This window comes from Mycobacterium appelbergii (genome assembly GCF_032883035.1).
In the GTDB taxonomy this organism is placed as follows: Bacteria; Actinomycetota; Actinomycetes; order Mycobacteriales; family Mycobacteriaceae; genus Mycobacterium; species Mycobacterium appelbergii.
On record NZ_JAMQTH010000020.1, the window covers coordinates 58435 to 74161 of the forward strand.

Sequence of the window (15727 nt, forward strand, 5' to 3'; positions counted from 1 at the left end):
CCATCTTGTACTACGTGCGCACCGCCCGGTAATAGCTCAGCCGGCCGAGCCGTCGACGACGCTGTGTCGCCACCTGGGTGCAGTCCAGGCCGGCATCGCTCAGCAGCCGGGGGATGGCGTCACCCAGGTTTCCGTTGATGTGGTGGCCACGCAGCATGTACCGGGCGACCACACCGTCCTGTCGGGTCATGTGTCCACCGACGTCGACCAGGTGCAGCCGGCCACCGGGCCGTAACACGCGGGCGATCTCGGCCGCCGCTGCGACTTTGGTGTCCTGGTCGAGATGGTGCAGCATCATCGATGACAGCACGCGGTCGAATTCGCCGTCCGCAAACGGCAACCGCTGAGCATAGGCCCGCTCGAACTGAATGCCGGTCAATCCCTGTGCTTTTCGCCGTGCACGGGCCAGGGCGAGCGGGTCGGGATCGCAGCCGATCAGCTCGACCCCGGGCTGGGCGAGCTTGGCCCGGACGGTGAGATTCCCGGTGCCGCAGCCGATCTCCAGCACCTTGCCGGTGAGCTCTGCCTGGGAGATGAGGGTGTTGTATGCCGCGCCCATCCCGAGCGCGCGGGTCAGCTGGTCGTACGCCGGCAGAAACCCGTCGCGGCCTGCGGCGGGAAGGTAATCAGGATGATAATCGGTCATGGTTACCATGATTTACCGATTGGACATGGATGAATTGGGCGATAGTCGGTGAAACCAGGACTATCTTTGGCGGTATGTCTGTTCCCACCCGGTTGGCCCGACATCGCGGCGGGGTGCCGGTGTACCAGTACCGGACGGATCGGGACATCCCGCCGGTGTCGGTCGTGCGGGGTTCGGCCGACCACCCACCCGAACAACGCAGGCACATCCACGATTTCCCGGCACTGTGGTACGCGCCGGCCGAAGGCGCGGTGTACGTGGCGGCCGCCGGTGCGGTCGTCGACCCGACCCACATCGAGGGACCCGGTGCCGGGGTGTTCTTCGACCCCGCGGCTCTCGGTGAGGATGGGCGCTCACTATGGCCGGCCTGGCGCACCCACCCGCTGTTGTTTCCCTTCCTGCATGGTCGCGCCGGTGGGGTGCTGCGCCTGGAGGTATCGCGGCAGGACTTGTGGGACAACGCGATCGCGGCGATCGACGCCGAGCTGGCCTCCCGACAGGAGGGGTACCGGCAGGCGGCGCTGGCGCATCTGACACTGCTGTTGATCGATCTGGCGCGGATCACCGCCGACGTGGTGGGTGACCTGCGGCGCAGTGGAGAACCGCTGTTGGCCGAGGTATTCGACGTGATCGACCGCCGCCACGGCGAGCCGCTGTCACTGAGCAGCGTGGCCCGGGACGTCGGTCTGACGCCGGGGCATCTGACCACCGTGGTCCGCCGGCGCACCGGGCGCACCGTCGGCGACTGGATCACCGAACGGCGGATGGCCGAGGCCCGCAGCCTGCTGGCCGGAACCGACCTCCCGATCAGTGCGGTGGCCCAGCGGGTCGGCATGCCCGATCCCAGCTATTTCACCCGGCTGTTCCGGCGGATGCACGGCACGTCGCCACGGAACTGGCGGGGCCGCGAAGCATAAGGTGATCCCATGGTCGAGGCGGCGGCATGACGACGCTCAACCAGCTTCGCGCCTTCCTGGAGGCTGAGCGGTCGGGATCGTTCACCGCGGCCGCTGACACGCTGGCCGTCGCGCAGGCATCGATCTCCGAACTCGTCCGCCGCCTCGAGGAGGAACTCGATGCGCAACTGTTCGTCCGCGGACCTCGCCGGCTGGCCCTGACCTCCGCCGGTCAGGAGTTGCTGCCCTACGCGCAGCAGGCGGTGCACGCGGCCGACGGTGGCGTGCACGCCGTGCGTTCCCTCGGATCGCTCGGCGGTGGAACGGCAACCTTCGGCGTGCCGCGAAATGCCGACTACTACCTGCTGTCGAGCCTGGTGCAGACCTTCCACATGCGCTATCCCGCGGTGCGTGTCCGGCTGGTCGGGCAGAACTCCGCCGAGACCGCGGCAGCCATCCAGGCCGGTGAGATCGAGGCGGGGTTGTTGATCCTGCCGATCGACGACGAGGACCTCATGGTTCGTCCGCTGCTGCGCGACGAAGTGTTCTACGTCAGCGCCGACCCGGCCCGCACCGCGAAACCCGTTGCGATCCAACAATTCGCCGCGGCCAAACTGGTGCTCTACGACGCCCACTACGGATGGAAGGATCCGACCCGACGTCAGCTGGCCGAACGTGCGCAACTGGCCGGTCTGCGGTTGGAACCGATGATCGAGATCGAGCATGTCGAGGCCGCACTCAAACTGGTGGCGAGCAATGTGGGCGATACGATCGCCAGCGGTGCCGTCATCGACGGCGGCGCCTTCCCCGCCGGCCTGCATACCGCGCCGTTCGCCGAACCGTTGTACGACGTCATCGCCCTGGCGCAGCACCGCGGCCGCCCGTTGTCCAACGCCACCAGAGAGTTCGCCCGGCTGGCCGAAGACACCATCCGTGAGTTGCAGACCCTCGAAACCGGGCCGTCCGGTGATGGCGAGGTGGTCCCACTGGTGTCGCGGCGCTGCCGCTGACCTGCGCACCGCCTAACCCACAGGGTTTTCCTGTGGCTGCCGCAGGAGTTCTCCCTCTAGTCCTTTGGGTGAATTCGTCCTAGCGTCGCCGACATGCAGATCACGACCCACGAAGCCCGCACCCTCGGACCGTTCAGTTGGCTGAAGAAGCCGGCTGTTGACGGCCCGCCCGCACAACGTGACCCCAAAGTGGTCGAGCGGGTGTCGCAGATGCTGCTAGACATCGAGCGCAGGGGCATCGACGCCGTGCGCGGTTACTCCAAGGACCTCGACGGCTGGTCGGGTCCATTCGAGATCGGTGCAGACGAACTCAGGAAGAGCGGCGACACACTGCCCGCCGATGTACGGGCCGCGCTCGAATTGGGCTACGAACGCACCAACCGGTTCGCGGTGGCGCAACGCGCGCGGATGACCGACTTCGAGATCGAACTCGCCCCCGGGGTGAGCGGCGGCGTCCAGTACATCCCGGTCGGCCGGGTGGGCGCCTACCTGCCCGCGGGCCGGTTCCCCCTGTTGGCCAGCGCGTTCATGACGGTGGGGGTCGCCAAGGCGGCCGGAGTGCCTGCGGTGCTGGCCTGCACACCGCCCTCAGGTGAGCACGGCGCGCACCCGGCGGTGCTCTACGGGGCCTACCTGTCCCGAGCCGACCAGGTCTTCGCCATCGGTGGCGTACAGGCGCTGGGCGCCATGGCATTCGGGCTGATCGGTGACGGCGCCGTCGACATGCTCGTCGGCGCTGGGAACGCCTTCGTCACCGAAGCCAAGCGTCAGCTGTTCGGCAGGGTCGGGATCGACCTGCTGGCGGGGCCGTCCGAAGTCGCGGTGCTCGCGGACGACACCGCCGATCCGGACTGGGTGGCCGCCGACCTCCTGGGCCAGGCCGAACACGGGCCGAACTCGCCTGCTGCCCTGATCACCACGTCCGAGACGTTGGGCTGCAACGTCATCGCGGCCATCGACCGGCAACTGGAAACGTTGTCCACCCGAGACGTCGCCGGTGCGGCCTGGCGTGATTACGGGTCGGTCATCCTCGCCCAGGACCGTGACCAGGCCGCGGCCATCTCTGATGTCCTGGGACCGGAGCATCTCGAGGTGCACACCTGCGACGACGACTTCTACCTCAAGCGTCTGCACAACTACGGCTCGCTGTTCCTCGGGCGATGGAGCACTGTCGCATACTCCGACAAGGGCATCGCCGGCACCAATCACGTGCTGCCTACCGGCAAGACTGCCCGCTACAACGCCGGGCTCTCGGTGGCGCGCTTCGTCAAACCGTTGACCTACCAGCGAGCCGCACGCGAGGGCACGGCCGAACTCGCACCCGCCGTGGAGCGGATCTCGGCGTTCGAGGGGCTGGCCGCCCATGAGGCCACCGCCACCATCAGGATCGATGAGATCGGCCGCCACAGCGGCGTTTTTGATGGCACCCCGGCGGTCAGCCGGTGACGGCCGGGAGGTTCGGATGAGCAGAACGATTCGTGTCTCGGCCGTCACGCCTGAAATCAGGATCGGCGATCTCGACGGCAACCTCGCACGGGTGCGCGCCGCATTGTGTGCGATCGAGCAGTGCGGCCCGCAGCTGGTCGTACTGCCCGAACTCGCCACCAGCGGCTACGTTTTCGCCGATGCCGACGAGGCACGATCGCTGGCCCTGCGTGCCGACGACGAACGGCTGACCGCGCTGGCCGGCGCGGTTCCCGAGGGTGCGGTGACAGTGGTCGGCTTCTGCGAGGTCGACGGAGAACTGTTGTACAACTCCGCCATCGTGTTCGGCGACGGTCGGGCCCTGGGTTGCTACCGGAAGTCCCATCTGTGGGCGGCCGAGTCCACGATCTTCGCCACCGGTCCCGAGGCGGGCACGATCATCGACACACCGGTCTGCCGGCTCGGTGTGGCGATCTGTTACGACAACGAATTCCCGGAGACGCCAAGGAGACTCGCACTCGGCGGTGCCGAGGTTCTCGCGCTGCCGGTGAACTGGCCGTTGGTGCCACGGCCGGACGGCGAACGTGCCCCGGAGATCATCCAGGCCATGGCGGCCGCGCGCTCGTCACAACTTGCCACGGTGATCGCCGATCGCCGCGGGCAGGAGCGGGGCGTCCGGTGGACCGACGGCACCGCCGTCATCGGCGCCGACGGCTGGATCCAGGCGACGCCCGGGGTCGGCGAGATTGTCGCCACCGCGGTCCTGGAGTTGACCGGAGACAAGACGATCGGCGAGTTCAACGACGTCATCGGCGATCGCAGGCCCGAACTCTACGGGGATCTCACCGTCCCCGAGAGCCTTGACTAGGAACGAGAGACACATGCCCACCGACACCCCGGCGATCGAGTCGAAGTCGATCGATTGGATTCCGCTCGGCGAACGCCGCGGAAAACCGTCCATGCTGTTCCCGCTGTGGTTCATGTCGAATGCGAACCTCACCACGCTGGCCACGGGAATGGTGGGTGCTGCCCTGGGCGCCTCGTTCCTGACCTCACTGCTGGCCATCGTGCTGGGTGCTGCCGTCGGCACGGTGTTCACCGCATTCCACTCCGCGCAGGGACCGCAGCTGGGCTTGCCGCAGATGATCCAGTCCCGCGCGCAGTTCGGTTACCGGGGCGTCGTAGTGATCTGTGGCGTCGTCATTTTCAGCATCGTCGGCTTCAACATCTTCAACCAGATCCTGGCCGGCGACGTGCTGACCCTGACCACGGGGGTCGAGGCGCGCAATCTGTGGTTCGTGATCATCACGGCACTCGCGCTGACGCTGGCGATCTACGGCTACCACTGGATTCACCGGATTCAGAACTGGCTCACCTGGTTGTTCCTGGCGACGTTCGGTGTCTTCACGATCGCGGCGTTGGTCACCTCGGACCTGCCTGCCGGAGCGCTCGGTTTCGCCGGCTTCAGCTGGCCTGCGTTCCTGGTTCAGTTCGCCGCCGCGGCGGCCTACGCGCTGGGGTGGGCGCCGTATGTGTCCGACTACTCGCGGTACCTGCCGCCTCAGACCAGCCCGGGCCGGGCGCTGTTCTACACCTACAGTGGGGTTTTCGTCGGTGGCGCGTGGCTGATGGCCCTGGGCGCCCTCGTCGCGGCCCTGTTCGCGGACATGTCACCGCTACAGGCGGTCCGGGAGGCCGCCGACGGCATCCTGCCAGGGTCGGGTCTGTGGCTGCTCGTCGCGGCGCTGCCCGGACTGGTCACCGTCATCACGGTCAACATCTACGCGTCCTCGATCGAGTTGATCACGATCCTCGACTCGTTCCGTGCGGTCGCCCCGACGCGCAGGTTGCGGGTGGCCGCGTGCACCGCCATCGCCCTGGCCGGCCTACTCGGCGCGGTGGTCAGCACCGGAGAATTCCTGGCGAACTTCAGCAGCTTCCTGGTGGTGCTGTTGTACCTGTTGGTGCCGTGGACCTCGGTCAATCTGGTGGATTACTACGTGGTCCGGCGGGGCCGCTACGCGATTCGGGAGATCTTTGTTCCGCGCGGCGGCATCTACGGCACCTGGGGCTGGCGTGGCCTGGGGGCCTACGCGATCGGGATTGTCGCGATGATCCCGTTCGTGGTCACGGTCTGGTACACCGGCCCGGTCGCCAGTGCCATCGGCGATGTGGATATCGCCCTGTTCGTCGGGTTGTTCGCATCAGCGGTCGCGTACGTGCTGATGGCCCGGTCGCTGGACCTCGCCGCTGAACTCGCGACGGCGCAAAGTGATGCACGCGACCACGGCATCGAGGCGGTCAGCTTCACCTCGGCCGGTCAGGGCAGCTGACGGAGTCGCCGGGCTTTCGACACCGCCTCATGGCGGTTGCGGGCCCCGAGTTTGGCGGCAGCACTGCGCAGATAGCTTTTCACCGTTTCCGGCCGTAACGAGAGTCGCTGTGCTGCTTCGGCATTGGTGCACCCCAGCGCCACCTGGGCGAGCACATCGGTTTCGCGGGCGGTCAGCGGTGCCCCGGCCGGATGCTCGGGTTGCAGCGCCGCGGCCAGCCGGTCGGCGAGTGCACGCAGTTGCCCGCTCAGCGCCGGCGTCTCCGCGGCCAGCCTGCGCAGGTCGGCGTGCACTGCGCGGATCTGCTCGGTATCGGCCGGGTCGGCCGCGAAATTCGCCAACTGCGCTTCGCGCATCCGCATGCGGCGGTCGACCTCGTCGCGCACGGCCAGTTCGTGGCTCAGCCGCCGTGCCGAGGCCAGCATGGCCGCGGCGGTACGGTCGCCGATCGGCGCGCTGGTGCGGTGCGCCCCGTACAGCACTGCGCGCGCCTCACCTGCCACCACGACCGGAACGGCCAGGATCGACCGGATGCCCTCGGAGAGCACCGGCTCGTCATAGTCGTGGGTGATGGTGGACGAGCGTCGATAGTCGGGCACCGATAGCGGCCGCTGGGCCACCATCGTCGCACCGCCCAGCCCGGCACTCGGGCGCACCGCCAGGCCCCGCATGGCACCGGTCCTGGTGCCGAAGAACTCGCTGAGCAGCAGCGCATCGCCGTGCACCGCACCGCCGAAAGTCAGCGGCAGGCTCGTATCGACGGCCATCCGGCGCAGCTCAGACCGCACCGCGTCGGCGTCACGTGGCCGCAGCAGCGGGTGGCGCATGGCATTACCCACTTTCGGGGGTAGCGGGAGGCAAGTGTGACGTAGAGCATAGCTGTCATGACAGTCAGTGCGACCAACACCGACCGCTACCGCGAGGCCCGTGACCAGCTCGTCGAGAGCATCGCCGACTACGACAAGGCCGTCGAGACCTTCGCGTGGCCGCATCTGACCGGCACGTTCAACTGGGCGATCGACTGGTTCGACGTGATCGCCGACGGTAACGACCGCGCCGCGTTGTGGATCGTCGAGGAGGACGGCTCCGAGCAACAGGTCACGTTCGCCGAGATGGCGCGGCGCTCCGACCGGATTGCCACCTGGCTACAGAATCTGGGCGTCGCCAAGGGCGACCGCGTGATCCTCATGCTCGGTAACCAGGTCGAGCTGTGGGAGGCCATGCTGGCCATCGCCAAACTGGGCGCCGTCATCATGCCGACCACCGGAGCGCTCGGCCCGGCGGATCTGGCCGACCGGATCTCCCGTGGCGGCGCCCGATATGTGATCGCCAACAGCGTGGATACCGCGAAGTTCGCCGACGTGGCCGGTGACTACACCGGCATCGTCGTGGGTGCACCGGTCGAGGGCTGGCATACGTACTCCGAGGCCCACGCCGTAGAGCCGGTCCGATTCCAGGCCGCCACCACGGTCGACGATCCGATGCTGATCTACTTCACTTCGGGCACCACCAGCAAGCCCAAGCTGGTTGAGCATTCGCAGGTTTCCTATCCCGTCGGCCACCTGTCGACGATGGCGTGGATCGGGCTGCGCCCGGGCGACGTTCACCTGGCGATCAGTTCCCCCGGCTGGGCCAAACACGCCTGGAGCTGTTTCTTCGCGCCGTGGATCGCCGAGGCCACGATCTTCGTCCACAACTACACCCGGTTCGACGCGGCCGCGCTGTTGCACCAGTTGCGCCGCGCGAACGTCAACACGTTCTGCGCCCCGCCGACCGTATGGCGGATGCTGATCCAATCTGACCTGGGCGCCAAACCGGAAGGGCTGCGAGAGGTTCTGGGTGCCGGTGAGCCGCTCAACCCGGATGTGATCGCCCGGGTGCACGACGCGTGGGGGTTGACCATCCGTGACGGCTTCGGCCAGACGGAAACCACCCTGCAGGTCGGCAACACGCCCGGTCAGCCGGTGAAAGCCGGTTCGATGGGGCGGCCGATGCCGGGGGTGCCCGTCGTGCTCGTCGACCCGCTCACCGGCGAACTGGCCGACGAGGGGGAGATCTGCCTGGATCTGTCGACCCGACCGCGCAACCTGATGACCGGTTATCTCGGTGACCCGCACCGCAACGAGGCGGTCATGGCCGGCGGTTACTACCACACCGGTGACGTCGCCAGCCGCGATGCCGACGGCTACATCACCTACATCGGCCGTACCGACGACGTGTTCAAATCCAGCGACTACAAGGTGTCGCCGTTCGAACTGGAGAGCGTGCTGATCGAGCACCCGGCGGTGGTGGAGGCCGCGGTGGTGCCCCAACCCGATGACACCCGGTTGGCGGTGCCGAAGGCCTACGTCACGCTGGCCCAAGGCTGGGAAGCCAACGCCGACACCGCAAAAGAGGTCATGGCCTATGCCCGTGACCATCTCGCACCGTATCTGAAGGTGCGGCGTATCGAGTTCTTCGAGCTGCCCAAGACCATCTCGGGCAAAATCCGCCGGGTCGAACTGCGCAAGCGGGAAGATGCGGCTGCACATGCGGGAGAACCGATTTCGACCGAATATCGCTACGAGGATCTGGTGGAATGAACTCATACGACGCGGGCCCAACGGATGTCGCGATCCTGGAAGAGACCATCGGCGAGAACTTCGAGCGGATCACCGCGGCGAACCCCGCGGCCGAGGCGCTCGTGGACGTCGCCTCCGGCCGACGGTGGACCTACGCCGAGCTGAACAACGAGATCGACATGGTGGCACGGGGTTTGATGGCGCTCGGCGTAGATAAGGGGGACCGGGTCGGCATCTGGGCGCCCAACTGCGCCGAATGGGTGATGGTGCAGTACGCGACGGCCAAGATCGGGGCGATCCTGGTCAACATCAACCCGGCGTACCGCACCCATGAGCTGGCCTACGTGCTGAATCAGTCCCAGGTGCGCACCCTGGTCTCGGCGATGGCGTTCAAGTCTTCCGATTACGTGTCCATGGTGGCCGAGGTCCGCCAGGACTGCCAGGCGCTGCGGGACATCATCTTCCTCGGCTCCCTGGACTGGGACGGACTGCACCAGGAGCAGGTCGACGACTCGCAGCTACGTGAGCGGGCGGCCGGTCTGGCGAACACCGACCCGATCAACATCCAGTACACCTCGGGGACAACGGGTTTCCCCAAGGGGGCCACGCTGAGCCATCGCAATATCGTCAACAACGGGTTCTTCGTCACCGAGGGCATCGCGCTGCGCCCGGCAGACCGGCTGTGTATCCCGGTCCCGTTCTACCACTGCTTCGGCATGGTGATGGGCAACCTCGGCGTCACCACGCACGGTGCCACCATCGTGATCCCGGCGCCGGGCTTCGATCCTGGTGAGACGTTGGCGGCGATCGAGTCCGAGCAGTGCACCGCGGTGTACGGCGTGCCGACGATGTTCATCGCGATGCTGGGGCATCCGGACTTCGCCCGCTTCGACCTGTCGAGCCTGCGGACCGGGATCATGGCCGGATCGGTGTGCCCGACCGAGGTGATGAAACGCGTTGTGGCCGACATGAATATGGCCGAGGTTGCGATCTGTTACGGGATGACCGAAACCTCGCCGGTATCGTGCCAGACGCTGATCGACGACGACCTCGAGCGGCGCAGCGCCACGATCGGGCGGGCTCATCCACACGTCGAGATCAAGATCGTCGACCCCGACACCGGTGACACCGTCGAACGGGGCGAGCCCGGGGAGTTCTGCACCCGCGGTTATTCGGTGATGTTGGGCTATTGGGGCGATGGCGCGCACGCGAGGAGCAAATCTGGTGCTGGGCAGACCGCACAGGCCATCGACTCCGACGGATGGATGCACACCGGGGATCTTGCCGTGATGCGCCCCGACGGCTACTGCAGCGTGGTCGGCCGCATCAAGGACATGGTGATCCGCGGCGGCGAGAACGTCTATCCGCGCGAGATCGAGGAGTTCCTCTACACCCATCCTGACATCGACGATGCGCAGGTCATCGGCGTACCCGATGAGCGCTACGGGGAAGAGCTCTGCGCGTGGATCCGGATGAAACCGGGCCGTGCCCCGCTCGATGCCGCGGCCGTCAGGGCCTTCGCCACCGGCAAGCTCGCGCACTACAAGATCCCCCGCTACGTGCACATCGTCGACGAATTCCCGATGACGGTCACCGGCAAGATCCGCAAGGTTGAGATGCGCGAACAGACCACCCGGCTGCTCGGCATCGATTAGTTTCGGCCCGACAGGCGATCTATATGGGTGTGAAGCGTTTGTCTTTGATCGGGCGACGGGCGTGTGCGGTGCTGGCCGCGTGCTCGGCCGTCCTGCACGCGACGATGCTCGGCCATGCGCCCAACCCGGTGTCCGGCGGGTTGCTGGCCGTGATGGCCGCCGGTTGCCTGTTCTGTGCGTACGAGCTGTGGGTCGCGGGCCCGTTGCGGGCGTGGGTGATCGTGGCGCTGATGAACCTGGCCATGATCGCGTTGCACATTCCCGGTCCGGGCCACCATCACGGGCCGGGGGCCGCGGTGCCCACATCGACCCTCATGCAGTGGGCGACGATGCTGGCGTTGATCGAAACGACGGCCGCCGGTGTCGTGCTGTACTACCGCACCCGGCACCGGCTCGACCTCACGCCTCCGGTGGCGTGAACTGGCTGAGTACCAACCGCGCGCCCTGCGGATCGGCGATCGCCGTCGTCTTGGCCCATTCGGAGTCTTCGCTGGAGTCCACCGCGGCACCCAATTTTTCGGCCGACGCGACCGCATCGTCGCGGTCGGCCACCGCGAACGTCACCCGCCAGTGGTCCGGCTCGGGCTCGGGTAGCCGGGCCACGAAGCCGATCGCATCCGAGAAGCCGGGTGGAATACCGCTTTCGGCGTGACGCTTCTTGATGTCCGGATCGATGGTCGCCGCCAGATGGTCGGCATAGCCGGGGCGGCGGATCATCTTCGACGTGCCGAAGGGATCGAATTCCCAACCGAACACGGACGCGTAGAAGCCGGTGGCGGCCTCGGCGTCCGAGGTCAGCAGGTCACTGAAGTTCCAGGTTCCCGGGACGTTGACCAATTGTGCGCCGAGCCGGCGCCTCGGCTGCCACAGCTTGAAGTGGGCGCCGCGCGGATCGGTGCAGCCGGCCTGCCTGCCACCCGGGCCTGCGTCGGCAGGGCCGCTCGTCACCGCCCCACCGGCCTCGGTCACCACGGCCGCGGCGCGATCCGCGTCGTCGACCGCGAGGTAGGTGTTCCAGGCGATCTCGTCGCCCGCGTCCGCCGACCCGATCGCGGCGACATCCGCACCGTCCAGCGTGGCGATGAGATAAGCCTCCGCGGCGTCCTCAGGCAGCACGTTCTCGAACGTCCAGCCGAACAGCCTGCCGTAGAACTCCTGCGCCGCAGCGGGGTCCTGCTGGTCGGTATCCACCCAGCACGGGACGCCAGGCGGATACGTACGGTGACTCGTCATGCGCCCATCGTTGCGCAACCGCAATAATCGGCAGCTGTGGGGACACCGACTCTCGTGCTGATCGCCGCCGCGACATTGTTGGCCTGCGTGGTGTTGGGCGGTGGAATCTACGAGACTCTCGTCGTCGATCCGGCCTGGACCAAGCGGCCCGGCATCATTCAGGCCCACAACGGCGGCATCTCCCGGCGGCGGTTCTGGATTCCGGCGCACACCGTGTTCGAGGTGGTGTTGGTGATCGCGGTGATCGTGGCCTGGCGCGACGTCGACGTGCGCGCGGCACTGCTGGTCGCGTTGGTCAGCCACACCGTGATGCGGGTGTGGTCATTGGTCGACTTCGTGCCGAAAGCAGTGGCCTTCGAGAAGGCTGATCCGGTCGGGGTCGACGAGGCTGCAGCACTGCGCTGGGCCCGGCGCAGTTTGTTGCGGCTGCCGCTGGACCTGATCACCTGCGTGGCGCTGCTGGCCGCGCTGGCTCAGGCGTAAGGCTCAGGCCTCTAATTCGCCGGCGATCCCGCGTTCGATGCCTGCCCGGGTGCGGGCGGGCAGCACGATCAGCCCGTCGAGTTCCTTTTGCGCCCGCGTGTAGGCGTTCTGGCGTTCCTGTGGTGTCGCACCGTCGTCAGAGGCCAGGCGCAGCAGTTGCTGGGCACGGCCGAGGCGTTCCTGTGCCTCGGCGGAGAAGTCGCTGCGCCGTCTGCGCACGGCTTCGGCCTCGGCGATGTCGAACGCCGAGACATAGTCGTGCACGGCGTCGCGGTATTCGAGTTGGGCGGCGCGGTCGCCAAGAATTCCGTCGTTCTCGGGCCGCAGCAGATCGGCACGGCTGCGCGCCTTGTGAAAATCGATCGTCAGCGGCTCGCGCATGTCGGTCATGAGCGGGAAGTCGAGCAGTTTGGCGATGTCGACCTCGTAGTCGAGCCACCGCGTGTCGGTGTTGTCGTGCAGTTCGAGCAGCTTCGCGAGCTCGCGGCGGTACACCGTCTCCGTGGCTTGAGCGGTTCCCGCGGCCCGGGCCATTTCCACTTTGGTCTGCTGCTTGATGCGGTAGCGCTCCAGCCGTCGCTCGGCGCGGCGCTCGTTGGCAGCGGCGACGGCCTTGACCCCGCCGCCGATCATGCCGCCGAGCGGAAAGATCAGCCACCAAAAGTTCCCCGCGAAATGCAGCAGAGGTTCCACCACCCCAGAATGCCATCGCGAACTTTCGGCTGTGGTTGTGTTGTGATTGGCCCATGTCCGAATCGACTGGGGCAAACGACTCCGACGAGGATCAGCAACAGCCACCGGCGATCACCGCACGGGGCATCACCATGCGCGGGCCGTGGGGTCCGGTGTACGGCCCGATCGATCTCGACATCCCCGCAGGCGGGGTCACCGTACTGGTCGCGCCGTCCGGTTCGGGAAGGACTGCCCTGCTGATGACGCTGGCGGGCCGGATGCGCCCCGCCGGTGGCGAGCTGACCGTGCTCGGCCACCACCGCGCGGCCGACATCTTCAAGAACTCGGCCCTGGCCGGTATCGACGAGATCGACACTGTTGCCGAATCGGTGACCGTGCGGGACCTGGTCACCGAGCAGCGGCGCTGGGACGCCGACTGGTACCGGCTGGTGCGGCGCGCCGACGAGAACGACCTGGTGACGATGTGCGCACCGGTGTTCGGCGAGCGGCCCCTGCCGTCACTCACCGAGTACTTCGACGGGCTCACCGAACTCGACCAGATTCTGTTGCGCATCGCGCTGGCGAACACCTCGACCCCGCCGCTGCTGGTGGTCGGCAATCTCGATCACATCACCGAGGACCACAGCCGCGAGGTGCTGCTGGACCGCCTCATCGTGCTCGGGCAGCAGCAGACCGTCGTCACCACGACCGTCAACGGCGTGGCCAATCCCGCGGTGGTGCAACTGACCGTGCCCAACACCACCCCGGCCGAACTGGCCGCAGCGCAGAAAGGTGGCGAGTAGCCATGCTTGCCGGAATGTCGTTGGGCACCGACTTGAAGCGGTTCTCGCGCGGGACGATGCCGCGGATCGCGCTGGTGACCGTCATCCTGATGCCGCTGCTGTACGGGGCCATGTACCTGTGGGCGTTCTGGAACCCGTTCAACGAGGTGAACAAGGTTCCGGTGGCGTTGGTCAACGAGGATCAGGGCGCCGTCGCGCAGGGACAGAAGGTCAGAGCGGGCGACGAGGTGGCGAATGCCCTGATCGATTCCGGGCAGCTGCAGCTGCACAAGGTATCGGCGACCGAGGCCGCCGACGGCGTGGCCAGCGGCAAGTACTACTTCTCGATCACGCTGCCGCGGGATTTCAGCGCCGACATCGCGTCGCCGTCAGGCGGTTCGCCGGAGCAGGCCAAGATCCGCTTCACCTTCAACGACGCCAACAACTACCTGGGCACGATCATCGGGCAGAACGCGTCCCGGGAGGTGCTCAACCAGATCAACGCCAAGATCGGCGAGCGCACGGTCGGCACGGTCCTCACGGGGCTGACCGATGCCGGTGCCGGCCTGGTGAAGGCCGCCGACGGGGCGCAGCAATTGGCTGCCGGGACCGCCGCCGCCGATGACGGTGCACACCAGCTCTCCACCGGTGCCGACGCGCTGGCCGCGGGTCTGGTCACCGCGCGCGACGGCTCCGCGCAACTGGCGGCAGGCACCCGGCAGCTGTCGACGGCGGTGAACACCGCGATCGACCCTCTGGTGACGGTGCTCGACCGGGTCGGCGACCTCGGACTGGATCCCGACGAGGTCGGCCTGGCCGCCCAACGGCTGTCTGGCGCGGTCCGCTCGACCAGTGACCGCATCGCCGCATTGAACATCGATCAGAACCAGGCGGCCGCGATCGTGGACCAGGCGGTCGGCCTGCTGCGGGCCAGTCCCGATCCGACCGTGCGTGACACCGGCGAGTTCCTGGCAGGCGCCCAGCGGCTGCTGGCCGCCCGCGGTATCGACCCCACCACCGACGACGGGTTGATCCGCTTGCGCAACAGTGCATCCGAGTTGGAGAACGAGCTCGGAGATCCGAAGAGCAAGTTGCGCACGTTCATCACCAAGGCGCTCAACGGTGGGCTGCGCTCCGACGTCGTCAAATTGCGCGACGGGGTGAACCAGCTCAACAGCGGGGCGCAGGCGCTCAACGGTGGACTGGTTCAGCTCGCCAACGGTGGACACCAATTGTCCAACGGTGCAGGCGAACTCGCCAACGGCACGGAGAAGCTCCGCGACGGCAGCGGGCAACTGGCCACAGCGCTCAAGGAGGGCTCGACCCAGGTTCCGTCGTGGACCCCGCAGCAGCGCACCGAGGTAGCCCGCACCGTGGCCGCACCCGTGGCGCTGGATATCGAGACCCACAATGAGGCCGCCACGTTCGGCACCGGCTTCGCGCCGTTCTTCCTGCCGTTGGCACTGTTCATCGGCGCGCTGATCATCTGGATGCTGTTGAAACCCTTGCAATCCCGGCCGGTGGTCAACGGATTGGGCGCGCTCCGGGTGGTGTTGGCCTCCTACTGGCCTGCACTGCTGATCGCGGTGAGTCAGGTGGTGGTGATGTATGCCGTCGTACATTTCGGGGTGGGTTTGCACGCGAAATACGCGTTGGCGACCGTGGCGTTCCTGGTGCTGGTGGCGGCCGCCTTCCTGGCGCTGATCCAGGCTTTCAACGCGCTGTTCGGCGTATCGGTCGGCCGCGTCGTCACCCTGGCGTTCCTGATGCTGCAACTGGTCTCGGCCGGCGGCATCTATCCGGTGGAGACCACGGCCAAACCCTTCCAGATCCTGCACCCACTGGATCCGATGACCTACGCCGTCAACGGACTTCGCCAGGTCATCGTGGGCGGGGTCGACTCGCGGCTGTGGGTGGCCATCCTCGTACTCACCGGGCTGCTCGCGGCCTCACTTGCGGCCAGCTCGTGGGCGGCCCGGCGAAACCGGCAGTACACGATGGATCGACTGCATCCACCGATCGAGGTGTGAG

Annotated in this window: 15 protein-coding genes; 11 read left to right on the forward strand and 4 right to left on the reverse strand. The window is 67.1% G+C overall.

Features of this window, described 5'->3' with window-relative positions:
• Positions 1 to 10: 10 nt before the first annotated feature.
• Positions 11 to 646 (reverse strand): class I SAM-dependent methyltransferase, encoded by a 636-nt coding sequence (locus M1247_RS33355; RefSeq protein ID WP_410506988.1) that lies wholly within the window; start codon positions 644 to 646, stop codon positions 11 to 13.
• A gap of 74 nt (positions 647 to 720) precedes the next feature.
• Here M1247_RS33355 and M1247_RS33360 point away from each other — a divergent pair, with 74 nt between their 5' ends.
• From M1247_RS33360 to M1247_RS33380, 5 genes are all read left to right on the forward strand, one after another.
• A complete protein-coding gene (locus M1247_RS33360) occupies positions 721 to 1563 on the forward strand; it encodes a helix-turn-helix transcriptional regulator (protein WP_317160726.1) in 843 nt (280 codons plus the stop codon).
• A 26-nt stretch (positions 1564 to 1589) separates the two neighbouring features.
• On the forward strand, positions 1590 to 2552 hold the full coding sequence (locus M1247_RS33365) for a LysR family transcriptional regulator (protein WP_317160727.1): 963 nt from the start codon (positions 1590 to 1592) through the stop codon (positions 2550 to 2552).
• A 93-nt stretch (positions 2553 to 2645) separates the two neighbouring features.
• The gene (gene hisD / locus M1247_RS33370) at positions 2646 to 3998 is read left to right on the forward strand and encodes a histidinol dehydrogenase (protein WP_317160728.1); all 1353 of its coding nucleotides are present in this window, start codon (positions 2646 to 2648) and stop codon (positions 3996 to 3998) included.
• A 16-nt stretch (positions 3999 to 4014) separates the two neighbouring features.
• Entirely contained in the window at positions 4015 to 4845 is an 831-nt protein-coding gene (locus tag M1247_RS33375; RefSeq protein ID WP_317160729.1) for a nitrilase-related carbon-nitrogen hydrolase, read from the forward strand.
• Positions 4846 to 4858: 13 nt separating this feature from the next.
• Positions 4859 to 6310 (forward strand): purine-cytosine permease family protein, encoded by a 1452-nt coding sequence (locus tag M1247_RS33380; protein ID WP_317160730.1) that lies wholly within the window; start codon positions 4859 to 4861, stop codon positions 6308 to 6310.
• Here the strand turns inward: M1247_RS33380 and M1247_RS33385 are convergent.
• A complete protein-coding gene (locus M1247_RS33385; protein ID WP_317160731.1) occupies positions 6298 to 7137 on the reverse strand; it encodes a LuxR C-terminal-related transcriptional regulator in 840 nt (279 codons plus the stop codon). The two genes, M1247_RS33380 and M1247_RS33385, sit on opposite strands and share 13 nt — an antisense overlap.
• A gap of 57 nt (positions 7138 to 7194) precedes the next feature.
• Between M1247_RS33385 and M1247_RS33390 the strand changes: the two genes are divergently transcribed.
• Genes M1247_RS33390 through M1247_RS33400 form a run of 3 tightly spaced genes read left to right on the forward strand, consistent with a single transcriptional unit; the run spans position 7195 to position 10945 of the window.
• Positions 7195 to 8892, forward strand: coding sequence for an AMP-binding protein (locus M1247_RS33390; RefSeq protein WP_317160732.1), 1698 nt, complete (start codon positions 7195 to 7197; stop codon positions 8890 to 8892).
• Positions 8889 to 10526: an AMP-binding protein gene (locus tag M1247_RS33395; protein WP_317160733.1), complete on the forward strand. Its 1638-nt coding sequence runs from the start codon at positions 8889 to 8891 to the stop codon at positions 10524 to 10526. The genes M1247_RS33390 and M1247_RS33395 overlap by 4 nt, the downstream gene beginning before the upstream one ends.
• Before the next feature lie 23 nt (positions 10527 to 10549).
• Positions 10550 to 10945 (forward strand): hypothetical protein, encoded by a 396-nt coding sequence (locus tag M1247_RS33400; RefSeq protein WP_317160734.1) that lies wholly within the window; start codon positions 10550 to 10552, stop codon positions 10943 to 10945.
• Here the strand turns inward: M1247_RS33400 and M1247_RS33405 are convergent.
• Entirely contained in the window at positions 10926 to 11759 is an 834-nt protein-coding gene (locus tag M1247_RS33405; protein WP_317160735.1) for a VOC family protein, read from the reverse strand. The two genes, M1247_RS33400 and M1247_RS33405, sit on opposite strands and share 20 nt — an antisense overlap.
• Positions 11760 to 11795: 36 nt before the next feature.
• Between M1247_RS33405 and M1247_RS33410 the strand changes: the two genes are divergently transcribed.
• Positions 11796 to 12242: a hypothetical protein gene (locus tag M1247_RS33410; RefSeq protein ID WP_317160736.1), complete on the forward strand. Its 447-nt coding sequence runs from the start codon at positions 11796 to 11798 to the stop codon at positions 12240 to 12242.
• A gap of 3 nt (positions 12243 to 12245) precedes the next feature.
• Here M1247_RS33410 and M1247_RS33415 read toward each other — a convergent pair whose 3' ends face one another.
• Positions 12246 to 12935 carry a hypothetical protein gene (locus tag M1247_RS33415; RefSeq protein WP_317160737.1) on the reverse strand — a complete coding sequence of 230 codons (690 nt, stop codon included), beginning with the start codon at positions 12933 to 12935 and terminating at the stop codon, positions 12246 to 12248.
• Positions 12936 to 12988: 53 nt separating this feature from the next.
• Between M1247_RS33415 and M1247_RS33420 the strand changes: the two genes are divergently transcribed.
• Together M1247_RS33420 and M1247_RS33425 are read left to right on the forward strand one after the other, a co-directional pair.
• Positions 12989 to 13717: an ATP-binding cassette domain-containing protein gene (locus M1247_RS33420; RefSeq protein ID WP_317160738.1), complete on the forward strand. Its 729-nt coding sequence runs from the start codon at positions 12989 to 12991 to the stop codon at positions 13715 to 13717.
• Between the two features lie 2 nt (positions 13718 to 13719).
• Positions 13720 to 15726, forward strand: coding sequence for a YhgE/Pip family protein (locus tag M1247_RS33425; protein WP_317160739.1), 2007 nt, complete (start codon positions 13720 to 13722; stop codon positions 15724 to 15726).
• Position 15727: the final 1 nt, after the last annotated feature.